The 26,464-nt window shown below is 44.6% G+C and carries 28 protein-coding genes; 8 read left to right on the top strand and 20 right to left on the bottom strand.

Annotated elements, in window-relative coordinates; genetic code table 11:
• Positions 1 to 190: 190 nt before the first annotated feature.
• Complete coding sequence (locus tag KFF44_RS10280; RefSeq protein ID WP_255933974.1) at positions 191 to 1,318, top strand: DUF2336 domain-containing protein; 1,128 nt, start codon at positions 191 to 193, stop codon at positions 1,316 to 1,318.
• A 63-nt stretch (positions 1,319 to 1,381) separates the two neighbouring features.
• Here KFF44_RS10280 and KFF44_RS10275 read toward each other — a convergent pair whose 3' ends face one another.
• The 4 genes from KFF44_RS10275 to KFF44_RS10260 all read right to left on the bottom strand — a co-directional run bounded on the left by KFF44_RS10275 (position 1,382) and on the right by KFF44_RS10260 (position 7,246).
• Positions 1,382 to 2,749 (bottom strand): TRAP transporter large permease subunit, encoded by a 1,368-nt coding sequence (locus KFF44_RS10275; protein ID WP_370691160.1) that lies wholly within the window; start codon positions 2,747 to 2,749, stop codon positions 1,382 to 1,384.
• Positions 2,749 to 3,336, bottom strand: a complete 588-nt coding sequence (locus KFF44_RS10270) for a TRAP transporter small permease subunit (protein WP_255933969.1) — start codon at positions 3,334 to 3,336, stop codon at positions 2,749 to 2,751. The genes KFF44_RS10275 and KFF44_RS10270 overlap by 1 nt, the downstream gene beginning before the upstream one ends.
• A 2-nt stretch (positions 3,337 to 3,338) precedes the next feature.
• Positions 3,339 to 4,421 carry a TRAP transporter substrate-binding protein gene (locus tag KFF44_RS10265; RefSeq protein ID WP_255933968.1) on the bottom strand — a complete coding sequence of 361 codons (1,083 nt, stop codon included), beginning with the start codon at positions 4,419 to 4,421 and terminating at the stop codon, positions 3,339 to 3,341.
• A 62-nt stretch (positions 4,422 to 4,483) separates the two neighbouring features.
• Entirely contained in the window at positions 4,484 to 7,246 is a 2,763-nt protein-coding gene (locus tag KFF44_RS10260; RefSeq protein WP_255933966.1) for a hypothetical protein, read from the bottom strand.
• Positions 7,247 to 8,015: 769 nt separating this feature from the next.
• Between KFF44_RS10260 and KFF44_RS10255 the strand changes: the two genes are divergently transcribed.
• From KFF44_RS10255 to KFF44_RS10240, 4 genes are all read left to right on the top strand, one after another.
• On the top strand, positions 8,016 to 8,375 hold the full coding sequence (locus KFF44_RS10255) for an Hpt domain-containing protein (protein ID WP_255933965.1): 360 nt from the start codon (positions 8,016 to 8,018) through the stop codon (positions 8,373 to 8,375).
• Between the two features lie 116 nt (positions 8,376 to 8,491).
• On the top strand, positions 8,492 to 9,043 hold the full coding sequence (locus tag KFF44_RS10250) for a response regulator (RefSeq protein WP_255933963.1): 552 nt from the start codon (positions 8,492 to 8,494) through the stop codon (positions 9,041 to 9,043).
• Entirely contained in the window at positions 9,036 to 9,533 is a 498-nt protein-coding gene (locus tag KFF44_RS10245; protein WP_255933961.1) for a hypothetical protein, read from the top strand. Before KFF44_RS10250 ends, KFF44_RS10245 begins: the two co-directional genes overlap by 8 nt.
• An 89-nt stretch (positions 9,534 to 9,622) precedes the next feature.
• Positions 9,623 to 10,390, top strand: coding sequence for a class I SAM-dependent methyltransferase (locus KFF44_RS10240; RefSeq protein ID WP_255933960.1), 768 nt, complete (start codon positions 9,623 to 9,625; stop codon positions 10,388 to 10,390).
• A gap of 52 nt (positions 10,391 to 10,442) precedes the next feature.
• Here KFF44_RS10240 and KFF44_RS10235 read toward each other — a convergent pair whose 3' ends face one another.
• A complete protein-coding gene (locus KFF44_RS10235; RefSeq protein WP_255933957.1) occupies positions 10,443 to 11,921 on the bottom strand; it encodes an alkaline phosphatase in 1,479 nt (492 codons plus the stop codon).
• Positions 11,922 to 12,378: 457 nt separating this feature from the next.
• Here KFF44_RS10235 and KFF44_RS10230 point away from each other — a divergent pair, with 457 nt between their 5' ends.
• Complete coding sequence (locus tag KFF44_RS10230; RefSeq protein ID WP_255933955.1) at positions 12,379 to 12,873, top strand: TonB family protein; 495 nt, start codon at positions 12,379 to 12,381, stop codon at positions 12,871 to 12,873.
• Positions 12,874 to 12,949: 76 nt separating this feature from the next.
• On the opposite strand, the gene KFF44_RS10225 is transcribed toward KFF44_RS10230, so the two are convergent.
• The 12 genes from KFF44_RS10225 to KFF44_RS10170 form a co-directional block, all read right to left on the bottom strand.
• The gene (locus KFF44_RS10225; protein ID WP_255933953.1) at positions 12,950 to 14,122 is read right to left on the bottom strand and encodes a VWA domain-containing protein; all 1,173 of its coding nucleotides are present in this window, start codon (positions 14,120 to 14,122) and stop codon (positions 12,950 to 12,952) included.
• A 9-nt stretch (positions 14,123 to 14,131) separates the two neighbouring features.
• The gene (locus KFF44_RS10220) at positions 14,132 to 14,998 is read right to left on the bottom strand and encodes a MoxR family ATPase (protein WP_255933951.1); all 867 of its coding nucleotides are present in this window, start codon (positions 14,996 to 14,998) and stop codon (positions 14,132 to 14,134) included.
• Positions 14,999 to 15,163: 165 nt separating this feature from the next.
• Positions 15,164 to 15,604, bottom strand: coding sequence for a flagellar protein FlaG (locus tag KFF44_RS10215; RefSeq protein WP_255933948.1), 441 nt, complete (start codon positions 15,602 to 15,604; stop codon positions 15,164 to 15,166).
• Between the two features lie 96 nt (positions 15,605 to 15,700).
• Positions 15,701 to 16,525: a flagellin gene (locus KFF44_RS10210; RefSeq protein ID WP_255933945.1), complete on the bottom strand. Its 825-nt coding sequence runs from the start codon at positions 16,523 to 16,525 to the stop codon at positions 15,701 to 15,703.
• A gap of 329 nt (positions 16,526 to 16,854) precedes the next feature.
• Positions 16,855 to 17,682: a flagellin gene (locus KFF44_RS10205; protein ID WP_255933943.1), complete on the bottom strand. Its 828-nt coding sequence runs from the start codon at positions 17,680 to 17,682 to the stop codon at positions 16,855 to 16,857.
• 280 nt (positions 17,683 to 17,962) lie between these two features.
• A complete protein-coding gene (gene flaF / locus KFF44_RS10200) occupies positions 17,963 to 18,376 on the bottom strand; it encodes a flagellar biosynthesis regulator FlaF (protein ID WP_255933941.1) in 414 nt (137 codons plus the stop codon).
• Positions 18,377 to 18,395: 19 nt separating this feature from the next.
• Positions 18,396 to 18,791 carry a flagellar biosynthesis repressor FlbT gene (gene flbT, locus KFF44_RS10195; protein ID WP_255933939.1) on the bottom strand — a complete coding sequence of 132 codons (396 nt, stop codon included), beginning with the start codon at positions 18,789 to 18,791 and terminating at the stop codon, positions 18,396 to 18,398.
• 146 nt (positions 18,792 to 18,937) lie between these two features.
• Positions 18,938 to 19,765, bottom strand: coding sequence for a flagellin (locus tag KFF44_RS10190; RefSeq protein WP_255933937.1), 828 nt, complete (start codon positions 19,763 to 19,765; stop codon positions 18,938 to 18,940).
• A gap of 269 nt (positions 19,766 to 20,034) precedes the next feature.
• Complete coding sequence (locus tag KFF44_RS10185) at positions 20,035 to 20,361, bottom strand: hypothetical protein (protein WP_255933935.1); 327 nt, start codon at positions 20,359 to 20,361, stop codon at positions 20,035 to 20,037.
• Positions 20,362 to 20,364: 3 nt separating this feature from the next.
• On the bottom strand, positions 20,365 to 20,841 hold the full coding sequence (locus tag KFF44_RS10180) for a hypothetical protein (RefSeq protein WP_255933934.1): 477 nt from the start codon (positions 20,839 to 20,841) through the stop codon (positions 20,365 to 20,367).
• Positions 20,831 to 21,283, bottom strand: a complete 453-nt coding sequence (locus KFF44_RS10175; RefSeq protein ID WP_255933933.1) for a rod-binding protein — start codon at positions 21,281 to 21,283, stop codon at positions 20,831 to 20,833. Before KFF44_RS10175 ends, KFF44_RS10180 begins: the two co-directional genes overlap by 11 nt.
• A 2-nt stretch (positions 21,284 to 21,285) precedes the next feature.
• Positions 21,286 to 22,434 (bottom strand): flagellar basal body P-ring protein FlgI, encoded by a 1,149-nt coding sequence (locus tag KFF44_RS10170; RefSeq protein ID WP_255933931.1) that lies wholly within the window; start codon positions 22,432 to 22,434, stop codon positions 21,286 to 21,288.
• A 190-nt stretch (positions 22,435 to 22,624) separates the two neighbouring features.
• Here KFF44_RS10170 and KFF44_RS10165 point away from each other — a divergent pair, with 190 nt between their 5' ends.
• Positions 22,625 to 23,047: a flagellar assembly protein FliX gene (locus KFF44_RS10165; RefSeq protein WP_255933930.1), complete on the top strand. Its 423-nt coding sequence runs from the start codon at positions 22,625 to 22,627 to the stop codon at positions 23,045 to 23,047.
• A 150-nt stretch (positions 23,048 to 23,197) separates the two neighbouring features.
• Positions 23,198 to 23,629 carry an RNA polymerase-binding protein DksA gene (gene dksA, locus KFF44_RS10160; RefSeq protein WP_255933928.1) on the top strand — a complete coding sequence of 144 codons (432 nt, stop codon included), beginning with the start codon at positions 23,198 to 23,200 and terminating at the stop codon, positions 23,627 to 23,629.
• A 171-nt stretch (positions 23,630 to 23,800) separates the two neighbouring features.
• Here dksA and flgH read toward each other — a convergent pair whose 3' ends face one another.
• The 3 genes from flgH to flgG all read right to left on the bottom strand — a co-directional run bounded on the left by flgH (position 23,801) and on the right by flgG (position 26,443).
• Positions 23,801 to 24,598, bottom strand: coding sequence for a flagellar basal body L-ring protein FlgH (flgH, locus tag KFF44_RS10155; protein ID WP_255933922.1), 798 nt, complete (start codon positions 24,596 to 24,598; stop codon positions 23,801 to 23,803).
• Between the two features lie 48 nt (positions 24,599 to 24,646).
• Positions 24,647 to 25,543, bottom strand: coding sequence for a flagellar basal body P-ring formation chaperone FlgA (gene flgA, locus KFF44_RS10150; protein WP_255933921.1), 897 nt, complete (start codon positions 25,541 to 25,543; stop codon positions 24,647 to 24,649).
• 114 nt (positions 25,544 to 25,657) lie between these two features.
• A complete protein-coding gene (gene flgG / locus KFF44_RS10145; protein ID WP_255933918.1) occupies positions 25,658 to 26,443 on the bottom strand; it encodes a flagellar basal-body rod protein FlgG in 786 nt (261 codons plus the stop codon).
• Between the last annotated feature and the right edge of the window lie 21 nt (positions 26,444 to 26,464).

The raw sequence follows: 26,464 nt of genomic DNA, 5'->3' as shown, positions 1-26,464 counted from the left end.
CGAATATTCACGAATGTGGGTATGACATTTGTGTTATTAAATCATCATATGTGACCACCAGCATCTTTAAATGTGCACTTTTTGTTGCCTGTAGAATGGCTTTTATTATCTCTAAAAATTTAGCTATTAACCGCTAATTAAGGGTTTTGACTTAGCGTTATTCCAAAGTACTTTTTACGGGGATAAAGCATTGTCCAATCAAAATACATTAACGAGTGCGGATGTCGCAAAATTACTGCAAGACACCAATGATGATAACCGTGCCGCTGCGGCTGTGAAGGTTGCAAAGACCTTTGAAAATGTAGAATTGAGCGCGAATGAGCGTGAAATCGCCGAAGACATCTTTCGATTAATGCTGAAAGATGCGGCTGTTCGCGTTCGTGCTGCTTTGTCTGAAAGTTTAAAAGATAACCCTGATGTTCCTCATGATGTGGCTTTGACGCTCGCGAAAGATGTGAAGGAAGTTTCTGTTCCTATCGTGATGAGTTCCGATGTTTTAACCGACGAAGATTTGGTTGCGATCGTGAATACCCGCGGGGAGCTTATTCAAAATGCAGTGGCGGGCCGTAAATCTGTGTCCCCTCAGGTTTCTGAAGCGATCGCAGAGCAAGGCAGTGAGCATGTCGTTGCGACCTTGATGGGTAACGACGGTGCTGAAATTGCCGAGCATACGTTTAAAAAAGTTCTGGATAAATTTGCGGACAGTGACCTTGTTAAAGAACCGATGGTGCAGCGCAAGCAGCTTCCGATTAGTGTTTCAGAACGGCTCGTGACGATGGTATCAGACCAGCTCCGTCAGCATATTATGACCCATCATGAAGTTTCACCGGGTACGGCGAGCGACCTTTTGATGGAAAGCCGCGAGCGTGCAACAGTAACACTGCTTGAAGGGCAAAAGAAAACGGATACGGTTGTTGAACTTGTCAATCAGCTTCATCAGGGTGGCAGGTTAACAGCCAGTCTGATCGTTCGGGCGTTATGCATGGGCGATACAACATTCTTTGAGGCGGCGCTTGCAAAACGGGTCGGTATCCCTGTGGTGAATGCTTACAAACTGGTTCACGACAAGGGCGGTATGGGATTGCAGCGGTTGTTTGAGGCCGCTGAAATGCCGAATGAGTATCTATCGATCGCTAAATGTGCGCTTGAGGTTGCTGATGAAATGAGCATGACAGCAGGTGACAATAAGGAAATGTTCAGACAATTGATGATTGAACGTGTTCTGACAACCGTTGAAGATGATGTTGATATGGAAAACTTTGATTATCTTGTCGGAAAGCTAAGTAGTATTGAGAACGAAGCAACGACAGTACATTGATCCTGAAGTTTTGAGTTTATGTATTCCTCGAAAGCCTGATTCTGTCAGGCTTTTTTATTGCCTTTAATGCCCCATATAGGCGGGCAGCCAAAGCGCGAGTTTCGGCCAAGCCATCAAAATACCAAGGCATAGGATTTGTAAAAGAACAAACGGGATAATGCCCTTATAAATATCCTTCAGCTTTACCGACTTGGGGGCTGCACCCTTCATATAAAACAGGGCGAACCCGAAAGGGGGGGTTAAAAAACTGGTCTGAAGGTTGACTGCCATCAAGGTGGCAAACCATGCGATCATCAGACCGGGGTTATCGACATGACTTCCAAAGTCTAATGCAGCGATAACAGGGGCAAACACTGGCAGAATTATCAGGGTGATTTCGATCCAGTCAAAGAAAAACCCCAAAAGAAACACAGCCAGCATTAATACAATCAAGACACCCCACGGCCCGGCACCAGTTGCTGAAATAACCTCTAAAATAATATCGTGTCCCCCAAGGAGGGCAAAGACATAAGAGAAGGCTGTGGCACCAACGAAAAGCCCGAAAAGCATAGTTGTTGTGAGCGCTGATTGTTCGACAACATTACTGAGTGTTTTAAATGACAGTTTCCGATTGGCAGCGGCCAGAACTAAAGCCCCAAAGGCACCAACACCGCTTGCTTCCGTTGGTGTTGCGATACCGCCGAAAATTGAACCAAGAACAAGAATGATCAACACAAGTGGTGGTAAAAAGCTTTTTAAAATCAGTTTGATAGAAATGGTTTCTGAACTGTTTGTTGACTTTTCAAGGGCAGGGGCGCGGTCAGGGTTTCGCCATGTGGTTATCAAAATATAAAGCAGGTATAAAACGACAAGAAACATACCGGGGCCAATGGCAGCCAGAAATAATGTTCCTGCGGACGTGGACAGAAGATCTGCCATGACGACCAGCATAATGGAGGGCGGCAGTAGAATACCGAGGGTGCCAGAGGCGGCGATGGTGCCTGTCGCCAAGGGTGTATCATACCCGCGCTCTAGCATCACAGGTAAAGCAAGAAGGGTCATCATCACAACGCTTGCACCAATGATACCTGTTGTCGCCGCCAAGATAACACCGAGCATAGTAACCGATAGGGCGAGGCCTCCTGGAATACGCCGTGTGATGATTTGTAATGTATTCAAGAGATCACGGGCGACACCGCTTTTCTCTAACATAGTGCCCATGAATATAAACATGGGTATGGCGACGAGAACAAGTTTGTTAACAACCCCGCCGAATATCCGCGATATAACAAGGAAGAAACTATTCGGGTTTTCTATTCCTACACCAACGGCAATTAGCCAGAATGTTAGCCCAACCCCACCAAGAACAAAAGCAACTGGGAACCCGGAAAATAAAAGCGGTATCAGGGCCACAAACATCAAAATTGGCAAAAGGTCGATTAGGGTTTCCATCATGACAGGCCCCCTTGTTCAGCTGCGGTTGGGGCGCCTTTGGCAGAGAGTGATGCAAATATTGATTGGCTGCGCTGCTCGTCATTGCCAAAAAGAAAGACAATTATGTCAAGCAAGCGGGCGAGGGCCGCGAGGCCTAATCCAATAAAGCCGATAATAATGAAGGATTTGATGATCCAGCGATTAGGGAGGCCCGTTGGGGATGCTGACCCTTCATTGAATTGATAACTGAAACCCACATAGTCCATTCCAAACACGATGATTGAAATCACATAGGGTATGAGAAACAGAGTGATGCCAAAGAGTTCGATCCAAGCCTGTGACCTTTGTGTCATTCGCTCGCTTACAAGTTCGATGCGAACATGACCATTTTTCAGATATGTCCATCCTAGGCACATCAGAAAAAGAATACCATGAAGATGCCATTCGAGTTCCTGAAGTTTGGTTGAGCCAATCACGAACCATCTCCGCAAGGTTACATCGATGATGATAATTGCCATTAGGCCAATGATTGCCCACGCCCCAATTTTACCGAGGACCGTGACAATGCGGTTCAATTTTTTTGAGACGGAAAGAAGGGTGTCCATTCCTATTCCTTCAAATAACCGCGCTCTGACCAGCTTTTGTAACGCTGTCGAAATTCCTGCAGCGAACTCCAGACCTTTGCAAAGTCTTTGTCGTTTGCAGCAAGGTCACTCGCCACTTTTTCCCAAGCGGCTCTTAGTTCTGTGATAATTTCGGGCGAGAAATCATGAAATTGCACACCTTCGGCTTTCAGTTTCTCAATTGCGCCAGCCTGCAGGGCTTCGCCCTCGGAAATTCCCAAACGGATATTGGCTGCGCACGCAGCTTCAATCTGTTTTTGCTGCGTTGGGTGCAGGGCATTCCATGAATTCAAATTGATCATAAGTTCATAAAAGGTGGATTGCTGATGCCAGCCGGGGAAATAATAATGCTTAGCGACCTGATAAAGACCAAGATTATAGTCAACAGCTGGCATTGAATATTCGCTTGCGTCGATAACACCGAGTTCCAAGGCCTGATAAATTTCGCCGCCAGCGATCAACTGCGGTGAGGCGCCGACTTCTTCCAGAACCTTACCACCCAATCCAAAAAAACGGATTTTCAAGCCTTTGAAGTCCTCGATAGACTTAATTTCCTTTTTGAACCATCCCGCGGCTTCTGGTGGGCTAAGACCGCAAATTATACTGTGCACATTATGTTTGTGATAAAGATCTTCAAACATTTGGCGACCGCCGCCATAATCATACCACGCCAGATATTCGGGCGCTGAGGGACCAAAGGGAACGGACGCAAACAGCTGAAGTGCAGGCACCTTTCCAGCCCAGTAACCAGGGGTTGACCAACCAGCATCAATCGCACCGTAACTGACAGCTTCAAATGTTTCGAAAGGGGGGGCGAGAACACCGGGTTCGTGAAAATTTATCTTCACTGTTCCTGCGGTTAAATCTTCGATTTCTTCCTGTACGCGTTTACCCATCGTTCCGATAATCAGCAGGGACGAAGGGTAGGTGCTGGTCATACGCCATTCGACATTCTGAAGCGATGCATTTGTATTATCGTGGTTTTCGGCTTGATGTTCGCTGCAGGCACTGACCGCGAGCGCACACATGGTAATCACGCACAAAAAAGGTGATTTGAAGCGTTTCATATAGATTTATCCCTTACCCCAAATGTACGACTGATGTTCGTACATTTTCCCCATCGGTTTCTTTATGAGAATTTTTTCAGTGATTGTCCAAGCAATATATATAATTTCCCCATATCACTTGAAAGCAGTGTTACCGACATAACGCTGCCTTTATCACCGAGCATGGCCCGTTCCATCATATTTTCAAAGTCACGGCAGTAGCGAGAGACAGCTTCCCGGAACTCACTGTCCACTTTAAACTTATCAGCAATAACCTTGCGGGTTTTCCTGTCGCCCATTTTCAACGTACGCCGCATGAAAATAGAGCGATCACCCTCCATGTATTTGCTCCATACTTCATCGGGAATATCTGTCGAGAGGGCTTTGTTGATATCGATTGAAGTGGATTGGATGCTTTCCATGAGTAATTTGGAAATCCGTGCAAATTCATTTTTGGTTGCTGAACCAATGCGTTCTTCAATTTCTTTGGATTTTTCAACAAATTGATCAGCAGTTTCACTGATGCGTGTTGCCTCGTTACCAAGGCGCATGGCAAGGAGTGCGCTTTCCTTTTCCGCGCGTTCCGCGTTTTCAGCATATTCACTAAGAACCTGATTAAGGGTTGCGTGCATTTCTTCCTTCAGGAAGGTAATCCGCTCGCCTGCCTTATCACCAATATCCTGCATGGTGGCAGCCAGTTCTTCCTGCGTGTTAAGCGTCGAAGCTTTCAGGTTTTCATCAATACGGCTCGTTTGATCGAGTAGGCTCTGTGCTGCTGCATCCAATTGATTAGAGATATCAACTGAGTTTTGTAGTAATTCACTGGCTTCTTTATTCATCGCGTCAGACGCTTGATTTAATTTCGCAACACTTGCTTCTGTTTCAAGCTGAATACGCTCACGCTCTCCAGCGAACGCATCAGAAGCGCTTGAGAGCGACCGCCCGGTATCAACCATTTCGGTGCGCAGGAGTTCGGCATTGGAAGACAATGTTTGCAGCGATGAATTTAATGTTTCACTTGTCAGTTCACCCGCATTATTGATCAGCGAAATCGTCTTTGCGAGATCATGGGACTGTTCTTCGATGACCTTGCTTGATGTTTCACTTGCCTGTTGAATTTGATCCGATTGCTGCATAAAGCGTTCTGCGGCTTCAATAACCTTTTCAGCCGAGGCGTCAGATACCGTTTGCAGGATATGGCGCTGAGCGATCAAATCTTCCTCAAGCCGGGATAGTTTCATGCGTGTGTCATTCAGTGTTTCCGCGATTGCATCACTATGATCATCCATCTGCGCCTTGGCAGCTTCAAATTCAGCGTTCACGGACGAAGTGCCTTCGATAATGTTCGCTGCTTTCTCTTGGATTTGATCGGCGCTTGCGATCAGGCTGTCTTTGGATGATGCCCCCACTTCCGCAAGTTCGTGCATTTGGTCCTCAATGCCGGCGCGAAGTTGACGGATGTGCTGAAGTGTTCGTTCTGCTGTTGCTTCTGCTTCATCAACAGCTTTTGCAGAATTTTCACTGAGCAGGGCAGAGGTTTCTTCAAGCGTTGCTTTTGCTCTGGCGAAACTGTCGTTTAAGATTGCATCAAACTCTTCTGCCTGTGCTTTTATGGCTGCGCCCGTTTCTTTGGTTTGTTCGTTTGTTTTATGATTAAGCGCCTCGCTGGTCGCAAGCGCGTTTTCACAGTGCTGCTCTAATGTGGCACTTGCCTGGTCCAGCATGTCTTTTGCATTTTCAACGGTTTCCAAGACTTTGCTGGACATCGCCTGTGCGCGGTTTGAAACGATATCGCTGACTGTGTTTGTGCGCTCTAGGGCTTCATCCGCTGACGTTCTAACCTCTGCAACGTGGGTTTTTAGACTTGTTTCAATTTTAGCGGACTCTATTGCTGCATGTTCAGCTAGTTCTTTCAAAACCGTCGCTTGTGTATTCATGTGATGGGTAAGATCATTTGACCTGTGCTCAAGGCCGTTTATGTCTTCTTTTAGGTCACCCATACTATCCAGAACGGTTTGATTAATTGAACTCAGGCGTTCTTCAACGGTTTCGGCTGCATTCAAAATCTGATCAGCTTGATTTTCAACACCTTGCTGGATATTGCCGATACGTTCTTCGAGTGCCTCTGCGGTTTCGCTATAATTTTGCAGGCTTTCATCAAGTTTTGATTTTGCAGTATTCGCGTTTGAATTGACAGAATGACCAGCCTGCTCGAGCGAACTGGAAATGGTTTTCACCGTTTTCTCTAATGTTAGGAAGCGTCGCTCTATATCGCTCGAAAGCGTACCCAAATGATCCCGTTCCCGTGCGAGTATATCCCTGATGCTGGTTGTTTTGGCTTCAGTATCTGCGGTCGCTGAAAACAGATTGGAAATCTGTTCCTGAAAACGGCCTTCTAGGTTTCCGATGCGTTCTGCTGCAAGTTCAGAAACCGCTTCAATGTTTGCAAGCTCATTATTAAGGGACTTGTTAAGTTCACGGAGGCGGTTTTCGGCAATTTCTACCGGTGCCACTGCTTTATGTAAATTATTGGCAATTGCCAAACGCCGTTCCAGCAGCGGATCAGTGCGCTGAATAGCGAGCGCGATGAGCCAGAAAATAGCAATGGGCGTAGTGGATGCTGCGATTATACTGATTACGTCGATAAATTCGGGGTTTTGCGGAAAGTAATAATAAAGTCCAACAGCACAAAGCATGATCCATGCGAAGGTTGCGACCGTTGCAAGAATAACAGGTAACTTCCGTGATGTACTTTCATTGTCAGAGAGCGTAGCGGTGTTTTCGCTAGAGTTTGAAGCGTTTTCCTCTTTTGATGATTCTGGAACTTTTATATCTTCTTGTTTCATTCTAATGATCGCTTGTGTTCTTTAATTCGCTTCAATAAATGCAACAGAGACGAAGTTTCGATGCATTTCCCGACCTGCCAAACGGTTTTGATATCCATGCTGCCTTATGGTGCGTTTGCAGCATTATCAAATGTGTTTATGATTAAACATCATATTCAGCAAGATACCAATTGAAAATGACAATAGGCGTTTAATTCATTTTGAGTAATGGCATTCAAGTATACGCTAAATTGTGCATAACTTGCATCAGAGATGTGGCATGATTATGATCCAGATATTGAACAAGGTCTGTGCTTGAAAGACTATTTTGCTTGTTTGGAAAGAAGAAGCTTAGAAAATAACCGAGTCATATTATGCCAAGTGCACCAAAACCAACTTCAATCCAATACAAGTTTTTAAAGCGGGGGCTCTCCCAACCGGGCGGGAAACTACCTCTTTTTGATGAAAAGGGGCAGCGTTATAAAGAGCAAACGATAAAAGCATGCATGACCAAGGGATGGTGTGAGCCATGGTATCATAACCCTCTTAAACCTGACTGGTTAGTCTGTAAACTAACGGAGGCAGGTCGAAAGTTATTTGAAAACGACAAATAACGTCATTCCACCACCACGTTTATTCTTTCGGATCGCCCAGTTTGAAACGCATAAGATTTGAAATGCATAAGAACTGGACAGCAATATGTTTGGTACTATATTGAGTTAGCTATTGTTATGAACGCAGTTTAAGAGTGTCTAGTAATCACAATGTATCAGAATAAAAGGGGGTTCTTGTGGATACAAACTGGGACGAAAGCGTTATACTTGATTTAGTACACTTGTCTGAATTCACTGGTGGTAATGATGATGTACGCGACAGTGCGCTGCGTGTGTTTGTTGAAAATGCCCCACAATATTATGAATTACTAGTTGCTTCTGATGCAGATAACTGGAAAGAGCGCGCACATAAGCTTAAAGGCGCAGCCCGTAGCCTTGGCGCTTGGCGTACAGCAAAACAAGGTGAACGGGCAGAATTCCTGGAAGGGCCGTATGAAAATGAAGCTGCTCGTTTGGATTGCCTAAGTGAATTAAAGGCCCGCCTTGATGAACTGATTAGTCATATACAGTTGATTTTAAAGGGTGATACCGAATAGCAGGTCTTGAAAAGATACAGTATTGATTGACCTTGCCATTCGATTGCGCCTAAGACATACGAATATTCAGATAAACCTGTTACAAATACAGACAATAAAAGAAATAAGGGTATTTTATGAGTGATTATGATTTTGATCGGTTGAATGTTCTTTTGGCTGAGGATAGCCCATTCATTCGTTCGCTCTTAATCAATTCTCTTAAAGTTCTTGGTGTTGGGAATGTATACGCTCTTGAACACGGCGGTGATGCCATCAATTTCCTTCAGCAAGTTAAGAATGAGCCTATGAAGGTGGGGGTACAACAAATTGACATTGTTATTTCTAACTGGGATATGTCGCCGGTGGATGGAATGATGTTCCTTCGTTGGGTTAGGCGCCACAAGGATAGCCCAGACCGGTTTGTGCCTTTTGTCATGATTACGAGTTATACAGAGCCCGAGAGAGTGCTTCAGGCCCGTGAAATGGGTGTTACTGAAATGCTGGCGAAACCCTTCACGATCAAAAATATTGGTGAAAAGCTTACCTCGATAATCGAGCGTCCACGCCAGTTTGTTCATACAAAGGACTTTTTTGGCCCTGACAGACGAAGACGGAGGATGAATATCGATGGTCCTGACCGTCGTGTTTTGAATGATAAAAGCGAAGGCGTGGAGATTATCCGTGGCTAATAAACCTGTCATTGTCAGATTTTATCGGTTTCAAAATCGCTTGCGCGAGAAAACAGCGGGCCTTGGCGGTGGACAAGCCTCGATTTCTGAAGAAGCGCTAGAGGCGGCACAGCAAGCGCTTAGCAAAATGTCCGAAGATTATCCAGATTGGGTTTCGGGCTTGATTGCTAAATTGCAAGAACAACATGGACGCTGTGTTGATACACCAGAGGATCGCCGGGACTGTTTTGAAGCCATTAATCATATGGCGCATGATATGAAGGGGCAGGGGGGAACATTTGGATACCCGCTTATTACTGCTTTTGCAGACTCTTTGTACGGATTTACCTCAAGTTCCAGCGATTATGCAGACAATAGGGTTGAGTTAATAAAATCTCATATCGATGCGATGAGGGCAGTTATTCGTGGCCGGGTAAGCGGAGACGGCGGAGAAATCGGCAAAAAGCTGACCGATAGTTTGAACGACGCAATTGAGAAATATTCGACATAGACATTGATATTTGTCAAAATAGGTTATGTTTATATCTGTATTTTGTATGTAACGAGTGGTCAGCACAAGCTGTTGAAAAGAGGACTGTAATGAATAAAGTTTCTGGTTTGACTTCGGCGATAATAACTGGTGCACTTGCTCTATCTATATTTTCTTTTGATATTTTGGCTATTTCGCCTGATTTCATTGATGACGCGCTTGTAGCCCCAGAGCGTAAACGATCAGACAAAAACCGTGATCCTCTTAGAAAACCTGCCGAGGTATTGCGCTTCCTTGGGCTTCAAGAGGGCGATACCGTCTTGGATATTTTTTCTGGCGGTGGATATTATACGGAAATCCTCTCGCGCTCTGTTGGTCAGAGTGGAAATGTAACTGCCCACAATAATCAGGCTTATCGCCGAATTATGAGTTATGATCTGGAAGATCGCTATAATGACAGGCGTCTTGCAAATGTCACTCTGTTACAGGCGGAACCTGCGGACTTGAAGTTAGATAACGATACGTATGATTTCGTGATCATGGCGTTGGCGTATCATGACTTTTATATCCAGACTGATGATTGGCCCGAATTTGACGTGAATAAAATGCTACGGGAAGTCTTTAAAAGCGTCAAAAAAGGAGGGGTCGTTGGAATTATCGATCATGTTGCGATTTCTGGTTCTGGGCATAGTGTCGCTCAGAAATTACACCGCATTGACCCCGAATTGGTGATCGCAGAGATGAAATCGGTTGGTTTTGTCTTGGAAGCTGAAAGTGATATTTTAGCAAACGATAGCGACCCTCATGATATTCCTATGTGGGACCCTTCGGTGAGGGGACGTACCGATCGTTTCATTCTAAAATTTAGAAAGCCATAAAGAAAAAAGCCTTCCATTTGGAAGGCTTTTTTGTGGGTGTCATTGGCCGATTTTACTCTTTATTACCCGCGCGTTCGCGTAAGTTTAGTGCATGGTCCATAATGTGAAAAACAACATTTTGCTCCATGGTTCCTCTTACCAAATGCGCCCATGGTCCGATGCCAAACAAAGCAACATCTTCGCCGCCGTGTGTCTCGCTGCCTAATGGAATGGCGGCTTGTTGCAGGTAACGTGGGTCTTGGACATTTTCATGGGTCAAATCCGCTCTTTCACCAGAAATTGCACCATGACCATTATGATATCCGAGCGTTGTGTATGGCTTGCCGTCCTCGGCTTTTGTATAATCACCGTCTTCGCTATGCGGTGGCTTGACGAGACCTAATATGGGATTCCCGCGCTCTGGGTATCCAGCAATTGTAAAGACATGGCTATGGTCCGCCGTTACCAGAATCAGTGTTTCTTCAAGGTCAACAAGTTCCATCGCGCGTTTAACGGCTGCGGATAGCGCTACGGTTTCACCGAGAGCATTATATGCATTGCCGCCGTGATGGGCATGGTCAATCCTGCCGCCTTCAACCATAAGGTAATACCCACCATCATTTTTAGAGAGGAGCTTGATGGCTGTTTCAGTTAAATCTGACAAAGATGGCTGATCTTCGTTATTTTGTGCGTCAAAATCCATGTGGGAATTGCCGAAAAGACCTAGAAGCCGATCCGTTTTATCAAGATCGATCGCTTTTAAACTCTTCGTATCTGTAACATAGTGGGAATTGTCGCGGCTTGAAACCCACTCAGCTGGTATATTGAGGCCGTCTTTGCGCCAACCCCCTTCTGTGTCAGGTAAGAAATTACCTTTACCGCCACCAAGAGCAACTTCTAATCCATCGCCGTCCAGGCTGCCTAAAATCTGTTTCGCGATATCTTCACAGCCCTGGCCTCGCTGGTCTTCTGGAATGGCAGTGTCGTTTTCCCAATTTCTGGAGGGGCTATGGGCATAAACAGCAGCTGGTGTCGCATGCGTGAGACGCGCAGTGCTGACAATGCCAGTACTTAACCCTGCTTGCTCTGCATAGTAGGCGAGGGGTTTCAAATTCGTGGACTGGGAACCTTCACAAACGCCTTGTGGTTGGTCTGGGCCTGTGTTGATAACGCCGATACGCGTTTTGGAACCAGTATTCAGGGCAGATGCCGTTCCGGCGGAGTCAGGAACCTGTGCATCGATATTGTAGGTTTTGACAAGCGCAGTGTAAGGAAACTTTTCGAATGACAAATAATTTTCTTCACCACTTTCACCGCGCAATTGGCCTTCACGAATGCGACCAGCAGTTAAGGTGGAAATGCCCATTCCATCGCCAACGAACAATATTACGTTTTTAGCGCGTTTGGTGTTAGGTTGAGTTGCCAGTCTTTCCGCGATAGCTTTCTTGCCATCATTGAGCCAATCTTCATCAGCCAGCACGGTTGGTGCACACAATGCACTTGTAGTAAATAGTAATGTTGTTGCCAACGTTTGGAAACGGGTCAATCGCATTTCATTGTCCAATATTTCAATAATTGCAAATCATAGTTTACAGCCTCTCTCGCAAGGTAAACTATTTTCAAAATAATCAATATAGCCTGTAAGGAATAGGTCAATATAATTTATTGAGTCGATTTATAGTGTAAATTATCAAGATTTTACAGTCATTTATATGAAGGTAATATTACAAATTAAGACTTAAGGTATAGTGGTTTAGGGACTGAAGTCATAAAGGTTTAGCGGAAAAACGCAAAGTTAAGGCGTTTTATCGACAGGCCCTTACATTCTCGTTTTTAGTTACTAAGTATAAGTTATCGGAACAAACCGATGCTTATTTCCTAAGTGTCCGTCAAATAATAGGACACAGAGATAAGAATAATAAAAACGATAGCAACAAGTAATAGTTAACACGAACACCCAAGATAGGGGCCCAATACTGGGTGTGTAAAAACAAAGCGAGGATGAAACCATGATTAACAAAACTAGAAAAACTATTTTGGCACTTGCAGCAATTTCAGCGGCAGCCTTCTCAGCGTCAGCATCTGCTGATGCGGATAATAATTTGCAAGCTTGGGCAAAGAGCGCCGGAAATTCAATTGATAAGGTTATGACCTATCCATCATTTGCTGTACGTGCTGGGGATGAAGGTTCAGCACGGTATCAGATAACGATTGACCGTGACGGCAATGTCGTCAAGTCAAAGCGTACACAGAAAACAAGTAGCCGTTTCCTGAATTCTGCATCGCGTTCTGTTGTTCGCAAAGCTGATTTCCCAGCAATTCCGGAAGGCTATGAAGGCGAAACAATGACATTTGCAGTACAGTTAAATTACCATATTGCTGATAATTATTTCGAATATAAAAGCCTACAGCGTCAAGGTACAGTTACTGGCTCAGATGTTGCGCAAAATCGCGGCCCTCTAAGCGCTAGTATTGAAATTTTGAGCCCTAACACCGCAGAATAATTGGCTCAAACGCATAAGAAACCTTTGTGAAAAGGAAATCACTATCGAAAGGTCGCATTTGCGGCCTTTCTTGTGTTTAGCGCCGTAATTCCTTTATTGCGTCCTCCAGGCCTGAGAGGCTTAAGGGGAACATACGGTTTTCCATCAATTGTTTAATCATTTGAATAGATTGACCGTATTCCCAATGTTTTTCGGGAATTGGATTTAGCCAAATTGATTTAGAATAAACGTTAAGAAGCCGTCTCAGCCATGTTTCCCCGGATTCTTCATTCCAATGCTCGACGGAGCCGCCCGGATAAGCAATTTCGTATGGGCTCATCGAGGCATCACCTACAATAATAATTTTATAATCATGGGGATAGGTGTGAAGCACGTCCATGGTTGAAATGACTTCATTGTGTCTACGCTTGTTATCTTTCCACACGCCTTCATAAAGACAGTTGTGAAAGTAGAAAAATTCTAAATGCTTAAATTCTGACCGTGCAGCGGAAAACAGCTCTTCACATATTTTAATATGTGGATCCATAGAACCGCCAACATCAAAAAACAATAGAATTTTAACAGCGTTGTGACGTTCCGGGACCATTTTAATATCCAAATAGCCCTTATGTGCTGTTGACCGGATTGTATCATCCAGGTCTAGTTCAGTCGCCTCTCCTTCACGGGCAAATTGGCGTATCTTCCTAAGTGCCACTTTGATATTTCGGGTACCTAATTCGACACTGTCATCGAGATTTTTAAATTCTCGTTTGTCCCAAACTTTAATGGCCTTGCCATGGCGCCCTTTATCCTGACCTATACGAACACCTTCAGGATTGTAGCCATAGGCGCCAAAGGGACTGCGGCCGGCGGTACCAATCCATTTATTACCGCCTTGGTGGCGTTTTTCCTGTTCTTCGAGGCGTTTTTTCAGGGTTTCCATAATCTTATCCCAATCGCCGAGGGATTCGATTTCGTCCATTTCTTCCTGCGTTAGATGAAGCTCTGCCATTTTTCTGAGCCACTCTTCAGGAATTTCGACGCTTTCTTCCCCTATAAACTCAATGCCTTGGAAAACCTTTCCAAATATACGATCAAATTTGTCCAGGTTTTTTTCATCCTTGACGAAAGTGGATCGCGCAAGAAAATAAAACTGATCAATTTCATAGTCCGTGCAACCAGCCTTCAGCGCTTCCATTAGTGTCAAATATTCATTAATACTAACAGGAACGCCGCCGTCCTTAAGCTCATAGAAGAAGTTTGTGAACATAGCAGTTTCCTATGCACGTTTACTCATAAAGGCGAGGCGCTCAAACAGGTGAATATCCTGCTCGTTTTTAATCAATGCACCATGAAGCGGCGGAATGAGCGTTTTAGGATCTTTGGACTTTAGAACATCCATAGGAAGGTCTTCTGACATTAATAGTTTTAACCAATCAAGCAGTTCGCTGGTTGATGGTTTCTTTTTCATGCCAGGAACGTTGCGGACATCAAAAAAGATACTCAACGCTTCGCGGGCTAGCTCTTTCTTAATATCAGGATAGTGTACGTTGATAATATCAAGCATTGTCGCTTCGTCAGGGAATTTAATATAGTGGAAAAAACACCTTCGCAGGAACGCGTCAGGTAATTCTTTTTCATTATTCGATGTAATAATAACTAGGGGGCGATTAACGGCCTTAACGGTTTCGCCGGTTTCATAAACATGAAATTCCATGCGATCGAGCTCAAGCAGAAGGTCATTCGGAAATTCGATATCGGCCTTATCAATTTCATCGATTAATAACACAGGCGTTGTATCGTGGGTAAATGCCTCCCACAGTTTGCCGCGTTTGATATAATTCTTGATATCTTTAACCTTCTCGTCACCGAGTTGACTATCGCGAAGTCGAGACACAGCATCATATTCATAAAGCCCCTGATGGGCTTTTGTTGTCGATTTAATGTGCCATTCAATCAGGTCTGTATTGAAAGCCTTCGCAACTTCTTGCGCGAGAACAGTTTTGCCTGTGCCTGGCTCACCCTTGATGAGAAGAGGGCGCTTCAGCGTTGCAGCAGCATTAACAGCCACTTTTAAATCGTCTGTAGCTACATAATTATCAGTGCCTGAAAAACGTGTATTTTGTGTTGGATCGTCAACTGACATTTGGGACTCCGCTATCACTTAATCATTCTGATTAATCTTATAGCAAAGAAACCACGGAGTGCAATTAATGATATGGAAAATATACAAGACGATAGAACGAAAAAAAGGGTTCATAGAAATAGATATATTTCTATGTGTCCCAGAAATGGAAGGTACTTATTTTCCTTAGGCTTCGTCGTCTACGACAATACCTTCGGGTTCTCTATAAAAAGCCAAAAACTCTAATATCTGTTCTGGTGGGAACTGACGCAAAACCTCACCAGAAGCATTATCAATGCTTTGATACACAAACCGACCTGTAGCTTCGTCTTGTTCGATACGAAGTGTCGTGTTTGCAAAAGCTTCCGTATCAGGAATAAATTCACTGATAGCTTCGGCGGCTTGTGCAAGCGGGTCTGTGCTGTCATCTAGCTCAAGAGCATCTCTGCGAGCTTGCAGTGCTTCCCTGTCAGAAATTGCATCTGCAACGCTGGTTTCAGGAACGGCAAGTTCTGGTGCTACGTCGGTTTCAACCGATTGTGGTACTGTGATATTAGTGTTGTTTGCGGTTGTTGAGCGCAAGGACACTCCTTGGGCAAAACTTCCTGATGTGTTGATCTCTGCCATGTCTATACTCCGACATAACTCCTTTCTTGTTACTATTCTGTCTTAGAAGGCTGATTAAGCTGGCGAACCAGCTTAATCGAAGCTTTGCGACTAATCTTAGAATAGTGACAAGACAGCACCAGGAGCCTGATTGGCGATAGAAAGCGCCGATAGGCCAAGCTGCTGTTGTACCTGCAAGGCCTGCAAGTTTGCAGATTCTTGCGCGAGGTCTGCATCAACAAGGTTACCAATACCAACTTCGATAGTATCTGACAGACTTTGAGTAAACTCTGCCTGAATTTCCAACCGGTTTGCACCAGCACCGAAAGATCCGAGAGCGCCATTTACTGCGGTAGTTGCAGCTGTGATTGCTGTAATCGCAGCATCAGCATTATCACCATTGGCACCGGTCAGTCCAACAGCTGCAAGTGCAGTTGCTTGGGCTTCCAGATCTACGCCGTTAATGGAAATTGTTGCTGCACCAGGTGTTGGGCTTGTTAAAGCAGTAATATTATCAGGTGTAGCACTGATAATATTAGTACCATTGAATTCAGCACTTGATACGATAGATGAAATCTGGCCGACTAGCTCGCCAAATTGAGCGTCAAGCGCGTCACGTGATGCAGCATCAAGTCCATCATCAGATGCGGTAACAGCTAATTCTTCAAGGTCAATAAGAATATCAGAAATAGCTTCTGTAGCTGACAGTCCAACAGATAAGGCAGAGCTTGCATTGCTCAAAGAGCCAGATACAGCATTCAAACCTGCAACATCACCACGCAAACCCTGCGCAATCGTAAAACGGGCGGCACTATCTTGTGCGCCTGATACTTCAAGACCAGTACTAACACGATTTTGAGTTGTTGCGAGGGCTGTGTTTGTTGCATTAAGGTTTTGCAGAGCAACGAACGCACCTGCATTAGTATTTACTGAAAAAGCCATTTTGCTTTCTCCTTTTTGGAGTTACTATACTAAGGCATTTTGCCTTTTGAGACCTTTTGTCTCTGGGAGGATTTCTGCAATCCTTGTGCCAAATGAAAATTTCCATAAAAAATCATTAAGTTATTGATTTAAAATAATAATAATAAATAAAATTTTAGATAATTTTGAGCTTTTTCTAGGCAAAATTTGCCGCATAGGCATTAAGTTTCTAGTTCTTTGTGCCAAATGTAAGAATAGAGGGAATATTTTGCCTGTATAAATTACAGTGTTTATTTAAAAAAAAGAGGCTCGTAAGCCCCTTTTTATAGAGTTCTTGACTTTGTTTGAGTTTATCCAAACAGTGACAGAATTGCACTTGGGGCCTGATTGGCGATTGAAAGCGCCGATAGTCCAAGCTGTTGTTGTACCTGCAAGGCCTGCAAGTTTGCAGATTCTTGTGCAAGATCAGCATCTACAAGGTTGCCAATACCAACTTCAATAGTATCGGAAAGACTTTGTGTGAATTCTGCTTGAATGGAAAGACGATTAGCACCCGCACCAAAAGAGCCTAAGGCACCATTAACTGCTGTAGTGGCAGCTGTAATGACAGTAATTGCTGAATCAGCATTATCGCCGTTTGCCCCCAGTAGGTTTTCAGCAGCCAAGTTTGCTGCTTGAGCGGCCAGGTCTACGCCATTGATGGAGATCGTTGCAGCTCCTGGCGTAGGGCTAGTTAAAGCTGTGATGTTGTCTGGAGTGGCACTGATAATATTAGTGCCGTTAAATTCAGCGCTTGAAACGATAGATGATATCTGACCAACTAGTTCACCGAACTGCGCATTAAGAGCGGTACGTGAATCTGCGTCAAGTCCGTCATCAGATGCGGTAACAGCTAATTCTTCAAGGTCGATAAGGATATCAGAAATTGCTTCAGTAGCTGAAAGAGCAACATCAAGTGCGGAACTGGCGTTGCTTAACGAGCCCGATACTGAATTTAAACCAGCAACATCGGCACGCAAACCTTGTGCGATAGTGAAGCGAGCCGCACTATCTTCAGCACCAGCAACCTCAAGACCTGTGCTAACGCGGTTTTGAGTTGTAGCAAGTGCTGAATTTGTTGTGTTAAGGTTTTGCAATGCAATAAAAGCCTGTGCGTTTGTGTTAACTGAAAAAGCCATATTAAATCTCCATTCTGAGAATATTCAGAGCATTTTGCGCTGATAAGGTTACACATTAGAAGCTATCTGCTTCTGTTTATGTGGAGCTTTTTACTCCTGGCTTTTTATAAGCAGATATCGTGCCAATATTCCGGAATTTGAGCCGCTAAATCCCTTTGTTTAGCTAAATTTTGCAAGGTTTAAATTTGATTGTTTGGAGAGTTGCGGTTTGTGATGGAGGAATTGCTTGCTACCGGTGGTATGCAACTGTTTGCCTGCTGATGCAGGCTTTTGCGATTGCTTATAAAGAGGTGTCAGTTTGAGTGATGGTTTGTTGTGAGTTGGCCGCTGCTTGTTGCTGAAGTTCAGCTTGTTTAGCAAGACCGGCCATGATTGATTTATTCACACTTATCAGGGGGGCAATTTGCATCTTACCCCGGATAACGCCGGTTGTATGTTTGGAAACCCAAATAGAAAGGGAAATAATACCGGCACGAATTTCTTTAGGAAGTTGATTACCCTCTATTGCGCAATCAGTGGCCAGTGTGGACCAAACCCTTCGATTCCAATCGAGTGCTTTAACAGCTGCCTGATCCATATGATGAAGCTTTTCCGCATCCATCAGGGCAGTCGTAACCTTAGCCAATAGTCGGTATTCAACCTGGCTAGGAGTTTCTGAGGCTTGCTGTGTTTTTTGATACGCCTGATACGACATGTCTATGCTCTATATTGCCTTAACTTTCGAGCTGTCCCATTCGCTCTGCTTCGAACTTTATAAGCTTTCTACAGTTAACAAGAGCTTTATAAAAGTTTTTATCCATCACATCTTTGCTAACTTTAACACAGTCAGCTATGGCTTCAGGGGTTGAAATCACGCTCATAAATTCGGTCATGCGAAGGGCAAATTCATCGTAATATTTACTTTGGAAGCCGTCCATATACATTAGCATGATAGGAAAGTAGATGCGTTTTGCAGGTGAATTTACATCTTCTTCCTTCATGATATCTTTTTCGCGAAGTATAGAGGCTTTGTTGTGAACAATTAAGGTTGCTCTGCGGTCTGCATTGGCAATCACCGCTCCATTCAGGATAAGTTTCTCATTAGGTTTTAACGATAGTTTTAATGCCATAATGACCTCCTGTCATGGGCGGATTAATTCTTTAACCGACAATAAAGACTGTGTTTCAACTCGTGAGTTTTACCCTCGAAATATCAAATGATATAATTAGTAGATACAACAGTAAAAGCCAAGCTTTTAAGCTTGGCTCGATACTATTACTGGAATAGAGATAGAATTGCTTGTGGTGCCTGGTTGGCAATCGAAAGTGACTGAAGGCCAAGCTGCTGGCGAACCTGTAGTGCTTGTAGATTTGCACTTTCTTGAGCGAGATCAGCGTCAACGAGGTTACCAATACCGACTTCAACAACATCCTGAAGCTGCTCGTTAAATGTCCGGCTTTGCTCCAATGCGGTAGCACCTGCTCCGAAGCGTGTTAGAACTTCATTAAGTTGGTCGATGGAATTATTGATATCAGTAACGGCAGCTGCTGCCTCAGCCTGAGTATCGATATCCTGTGCTGGACCAATATCAATAACACCGCCACCAAGTGTAAGGTTCTCGTGAGCAATGTTTAATGTTTGTGTTGCGTCGGCGTTTGTGATGGCGACAATTTGGTCGGTGCCCGCATCAATCAGATTTGAGCCATTGAATTCTGCATTTGCTACAATTTGAGAAATTTGATCACGCAGTGTGACAAAGTCTGTTGAAAGAGCATCCCGACTTGTTTGATCGAGGCCGGCATCGGCGGCTGCCACGGCACGTTCTTTTAACTCCAAGAGAAGATCGGAAATTGCTGTTGAGGCTGCAAGGGCTACATCAATTGTGGAAATGCCGCGATCAAGCGATTGTCTGACAGCGTTCAAACCACGGACATCGCCGCGCAACTGTTGCGCGATTGAGAAGATCGCTGCGTTGTCCCGTGCGGACCCAATTTCAAGCCCTGTACTGATCCTCTCCTGTGTTGTGGAAAGATCATTATTCGTGTTTGTTAAAGCGCGAAGTGCAAGTAACGCTGGTTCGTTTACATTAACTGAAAAGGCCATTTTACCTCTCCTTTCTTTCACAATCAATTTTAGCTCATTTCGAGCCTTTGATCTGTATTAAGCAAAGGGTGTGCCAGTTTGTTTTTTATTGTCAAGTATTTGAAATATAAATAAAAAATAAAATATCTATTAAAGATATTGAACGATATTTATCTTTCCTCGGAATCATTGAATTAGCTGATTTAGGGTTGTTGCAGATTCTGCCGATATGGATGGAGGAATCTTTTGCCGTATTCTGAATGTAGAATGAATAATTGCCCGAGGCGTAATTATTTACGGGAGTGAGTTTTACCGTGAGGTTTCTTTTTATCACTTGTTTTCGCGGCATTGTTTGTGCCGTTCATACTACTATTCATGATAGTAATTGACATAAGCTGATTTTGAGAGAGTGTCGGTGATAAATTGGCTGTGCCACTGGTTGACGTTGGAGTGCGCGCGGCAATTGGAAGCGATAGGTTATTTGCTTTCAGTTTGGCCTGTAACAAAGCAGCAAAATTATTTGCGATCTGTTGCGAACCAATTGTATTTGAAATATTAGATGCTGGCAGCGCTGGCTGGAGTAGGGAAGGCGCCAACGCGGTGCCAACAGTAGCCATGATTTATATAACCTGATTAAGGCTTAGTGATGTTGGCCGCTGGTTTTGCGGAACTGCAAATGCAGCGGTTTTATTGTACCCGGTCACAGACGGATTCCTCTTGCTCACTTCTTCGCCAACACTTTTAATCAATCCTTCGGTAACGGCCTTCATCCTGAGAACAATTCTGGCATGTTCCCTAAGCGCTTCGCGGAAAGGCTCGGTGATGGACTTTATATATTTGCGCTCGCGTGAATCTTTTGACCCTAATAAGTGCTCATTAACCTGAAGATTATTCAATGTATCACGGTATTCGGCCATCAAACGGCTTTTCTCACCGTGAAGGGCCTGGGCATCCTTGTTACGGTGCGCTTTCAGAAACGAGGTTTCTCTTTTGATTAAATCTGTCAGTGCCAAAGTAATTTTTACAAGCTTTTCACCAGGGCCCGTGATAATCGGCGCGTTATTATGAAGTTCACTCGGGTGTGCATCAAGCGGCATTGGATACCTCCTGTAATTTATTGGCATTTTGATATGCGACAGACGCATTTGATTGTGATGGCTGTGCTATTGCTGCATCACCGTCGGTTTGTAGGCGTAAAATTTCTTTGTAGACTGTGTCCGCTATTCCAAATCCACCGTTTTTAGCAATGGATTTGCCAAGTTCTTCAACCATAAAACCGCGGTAAACACTCTCAGCGTGGCCGCCACCAAAAGGGCCATCGGTTGGAAGCGTTTCAAAAATTGGAGAGAGAAATTGTGAAATAAAAACAGCTTCAAACTGCTCGGCTGCTGCGCGGGCTGCTTTTTCACTTTCGCCGTTTGTTTTTGCTAGCTCAATATTAGCCCGTGCTGCTGATAATTTTGATGCTTGGGACTGGATGTTCCCGTTTGCAAATAGCTGGCTCGCACCGCTTGATATATCTAGTGATTGAAACGTCATGATTATATCACCTCGATTTCGGCTTGCATGGCGCCGGCCGCCTTTATGGCTTGCAGGATAGAAATCATGTCTCGCGGTGACACACCAAGCGCATTGAGGCCATCAACCAGTTCACGCAGTGTAACAGCGTCGGGGAGTAGGCGAAGTTCTGTACCAACTTCTTCAATTGAAATATCTGTCTGCGGTACGGCAACTGTATCCCCTTCAGCGAGGGCATTTGGCTGTGAAACCTGAGCACCTTCCTGAATATTAATTACCAGGTTACCTTGTGCGATCGCAACGGGGTTGATCCGTACCTGATTGCCCATAACGATGATGCCTGTGCGCTCATCAATTAAAACGCGTGCTCGTTGGTCGGGTTCAACTTCCAAAAGCTCAATTTCCTGTAAAAGATTAAACATCGGTAATTTATAGCCAACAGGTCGGCTAATTCTTACTGTTGATGGGTCAAGGGCAATTGAAAGCGTGCTGCCAAGGTGCTGGTTGATGGCAGCAGCAATTCTTTTGGCTGTTGTGAAATCAGGATTGTGCAGCGATAGTTTTACGGATGATAGGTTCGCGAGTTCAAAATTTACTTCATTTTCAATGATCGCGCCGTTTGCAATGCGGCCACTGGTTGGAACGCCTTGAACAATCTGTGCTGCTGCGCCTTGGACGTTAAATCCTGCAACTGCAACAGTTCCCTGAGCTACCGCATAAACTTCGCCGTTCGCACCTTGTAGCGGTGTCACAACAAGGGTACCACCCCTAAGGTCATCCGCATCACCAATTGAACTAACAGAGACATCAATGCGTGTTCCTGGGCGTGCAAAGGCTGGTAAATCAGCAGTTACAATCACGGTTGCAACATTTTCAGGCCTTAGTTGTTCGCCGTTAATGTTAGTGCCGAAACGCTCAAGCATAGCAACAAGGCTTTGCTCAGTATGGGGGACGTTCTGGAAAGTATCTCCTGTGCCGTTTAGGCCAACGACTAATCCGTAACCGACCAGTTGGTTCTCTCTTACGCCTTCGACAGATGTAATGTCTTTGATGCGTGATGATGCAAGTAAGCTGGAGGGTGTCAAAAGGGCAAAAACGACGGCTACAATAAGCGCGATAATAAACATGCTAACATTCTGCGTGACAATCTTGTCTTGCTTGAGTGTTTTCATGGCGTTTTTTCCCTTTATTTTCATATGGAATTATTTCAATTCAGATAAAGCGAAATTCATGCCATTTTTTGCTGCATATAAGTTATTGTATTTAATCAATAAAATTGAGGTGCGATACCTTATGGGTATTATTTTCCTTAAATACCCAGCAAGGCTTGCCGAACAAGAATTATCGAATTAAATTGGCATTATGAAAATTACAGGCTCGGGGCGGGTAACGTCCAAAACAATTAAAAAAACAGGTGCGAAGCAGGCCAGTGATGGTGCAGCTTTTTCAAGTGCGCTCTCAGGGCCTCAGGATACAGGGCAGGCGAGCAATGTTGGCGGCCCAAGCCCACTTGCTACTGTTGATGCATTACTATCACTTCAGGAAGCACCTGATTCTGTGTCAGGTGGTCGATCAAAAGGACTGAATAGAGCAAATGAAATGCTCGATCTTCTGGAAGAGGTGCGCAAAGGATTGCTTTTGGGTGCAATACCAGTGGCAAATCTTCGCTCACTTGCCAGCTTGGCACGAAATCAAAAAGCTACTCAGGGCGATCAGCAACTCAATGAAATACTTGAGGAAATCGAATTGCGCGCAGAGGTTGAGCTTGCCAAATTGGGTATGTAACCCAGCTTGACCTCAAGACTTCATCTTAAAGTTATCTTACAATGCACCATTCGCTCTTGTACTCGTGCTGTGAAGATACTATATAACGCCAAACTCAGAAAACTGAGAAAAGTCAACTTAATAAAAAATTTGAGATAACGGGCAGTTTAGATGACGCAAGAGAATACCGCTGTTGAGCTTCCTGAAGGTTACATGCCTTCCCCGGATGAAGAGTTTATGAATGCCAATCAATTAGAGTATTTCCGCAGGAAATTAGAAGATTGGAAAGATGATATCCTCCGTGAGTCAGCGGAGACATTACAAAACTTACAAGAAGATAATTTACGCGAGCCTGATATTGCTGACCGTGCTTCTTCTGAGACTGATTGGTCCGTAGAGCTTAGAACCCGCGATCGTCAAAGAAAGTTGGTTTCTAAAATTGACTCTGCGCTTCGCCGGATCGAAGAGGGCGAGTATGGTTACTGCGAAGTCTCTGGTGATCCTATCAGCCTAAGACGCTTGGATGCGCGGCCAATCGCAACAATGACGATTGAAGCTCAGGAGGCTCATGAGCGCGCGGAAAAAGTCCACCGTGACGAATAAGTTTTTGAAGTAATTTGTAATAATTAAGGCCAGCATATTTTGCTGGCTTTTTTATTACGATCTTTTGATTTTGCGAAAAAAAGGCCAAACCCACGTCTGGTGTTTGGCCGATAAAGTTTGCTATTTTTTGAGAAGTATAAAAAGTTAGATACTTATACTCCACCTCCTTGATTAAAATGGGAAAATAATATCATACAGCTGTGTTCCATAACGTGGTTGCTGTACGTCGGTGAGTTGCCCTTTGCCGCCGTACGAAATCCGTGCCTCTGCGATCTGAGTATGTTGGATCACATTGGAACTGGATATATCGGCTGGGCGAATTATGCCGGCAATCAGTAGCTCACGTTTTTCAAAATTCACGCGCACTTCTTGACGGCCTTGAATGACTAAATTGCCATTCGGTAAAACTTCTGTAACCATCACGGCTGCTGTTAAGCTGATGGTTTCACTGCGGTTAACGGTTCCTGTACCATTATAGCTATTGGTTGAATCGATACCTACAAGGTTAGCAGGATCAAATCCTTGGGCAATTGCGGCGCGTGTTGAACCCGCTGCAGCACCGCTACCAATCAAATTATCAATCCCTTGAGGAATACCAAGAAAGTTCTCGATACCAGAATCTTCCGCAGTCGTTCGACTTTTTGCAGTCGTGTTACCAATTTGTGCCTGATCCTGGATGTCAATTTGTACTGTCAGCAAGTCCCCAACGTTTGACGCACGCTGGTCTTTAAAAAAGGCCCTTGCGCCAGTTCGCCATAGGGAATTGGCTTCGTGTTTCTGGGGAGCGTTTTGTGGTAGAGGAACGCTGATTGAGCGTTGACGCACTGGCGCCTTTACCTCGGTAATTGGCGTCAAATCAGGTTCTTTCCCAATATCCTTTATTCGATCCAGGCTACCACATGCGCTTAGAAGTGAAACCAGCGCGACAGAGCTCAATAGCTTCAATTGCTTTTCATAAGATCGTTTCATAGTTTCTTCTCCGTTAGCACCATTAAGTCCGGTGCCTTAAATTCCTGTCTAGCGGGACGCGAGGGTTAAAACATTGTGTGTTGATACAGTCGCAAGGCCAGGTGAGGTAATCTTGGCCTCCACTGATTGCCGGGATTGCAGGTTCATCACATTAATGATGTCGCCCACGCCGCCGTTTTCAAGGGCGCGTGCTCCAGCCGTCAGTTGCATAGACCCGACTTTGTAAATCAGCGTAAGCTGCTCGCCTTTGGCAATGGCCACAGGGGTTTGAACATCTGATGCAACCAATATCTTTCCGGCCTTAATGGGGCGTTTCACCGTTTGACCAATAAGGGCGTTTGCACTGCTGATTGTGCGGTTACTGATCCGCTTAATGGAAACGTCCTGCCATGTGATATCGTCTTCGCTGATAACTTCACCGGGCTTGATGGTTCTGGCGAACACGGGGATCGCTTCAATTTGGTCGATTGAACCTGTAATGCGGAGTGTTTTACTCTCGTCATTACCAATGGGAAGGTTTAGGGTTGCCGAAAAACGGTCCTGCCGGTCTGAAACTTCCATTTCGGTGATTTCAATATCATAAATGTCCGCTGTTACAGGCAGGTAAACACCTTTTCTGTGACCAAAAATCTTAACCGCAACATCATCCGATATACCTTCTGCGTCCAATTGATCTTTTATAATCTGTTGAATGTCACCGATTTTTACCGCGGTTCCTTCTCTGGTTAATTTTACGCGCTTGAGATACTCAGGTTTTTCCCAGTCGAGGCTATATTTGGTGGCAATTTTCTCCAGTTGATAACTGGATATTTGCATGCTTTTACCGGGGGCAGGAGCTTTTAGAACAATTTCTTCGCCTTTCGCTCCTGTGTCCGTGAAAAGATCACTTAATCTTACCATGTCGTCGGTTACGCTCAGGTTCGAGATTAGATCGTTTGCTAACACGGAAGGTGATAGTCCAAAAATGGATGCTACGAGTCCCGCTTTGACGATCTTATTTATCTTATTCCCTAAGGTTTTCATGATCTTATCACTTTGTTTTCAGGTTAAATGTTAAAATTAACGAAGCTGGCCGGCTGTGCTGAGCATTTCGTCAGCGGTCTGAATGACTTGTGAGTTCAGCTCGTATGCGCGCTGTGCAGATATAAGGGCTGTAATCTCACTAACTGCATTCACGTTTGAGCGCTCCAGAAATCCTTGTAGAACGGTTCCAAAACCCTGTGTTCCTGGTGTTGCAATGTTTGCAGCACCTGATGCCTGAGTTTCAAGCAGCAAGTTTCCACCGATCGCTTCCAGACCAACACTGTTCGGGAAGATTGCAAGGTCAAGCTGACCAGCGACCGAAGGCTGAACCTGCCCAGCCAGGCTGAAAGAAACCTCGCCTTGCTCATTAACTGAGATGTCGCGTGCTTCCTGTGGGATCGTAATCTGTGGCTGGACGATAAAACCCTGCGGTGTCACTAACTGTCCGTTTTGGTCAATCTGAAATGATCCTGCGCGTGTATAGGCATCCTGACCGTCAGGTAACTGGATACGGAAAAACCCGTTTCCGTTAATCGCTATGTCGAATGTATTACCTGTGTTCTCTAAGCTACCTTGCTCATCAATACGATATATGCCTGCCGCACGAACACCGACACCAACCTGAATACCGCTAGGCAATGTTGTACCAGCGTCCGATGAGTTAGAGCCTGCGCGCTCAATGTTTTCATAGAGCAGATCCTGAAATTCAGCACGTTGGCGCTTGAAGCCAGTTGTGTTGAGGTTGGCAATATTGTTTGAGATTGTATCAACATTAAGCTGCTGTGCCAGCATACCTGTTGCTGCGGAACTAAGTGCTCTCATGGAACTATCCTTTCTTGAACT

Source organism: Kordiimonas sp. SCSIO 12610 (assembly GCF_024398015.1).
In the GTDB taxonomy this organism is placed as follows: domain Bacteria; phylum Pseudomonadota; class Alphaproteobacteria; order Sphingomonadales; family Kordiimonadaceae; genus CANLMI01.
The sequence above is the reverse complement of the archived record's forward strand: the minus strand, read 5'-3'. Positions and strand labels throughout refer to the sequence as shown.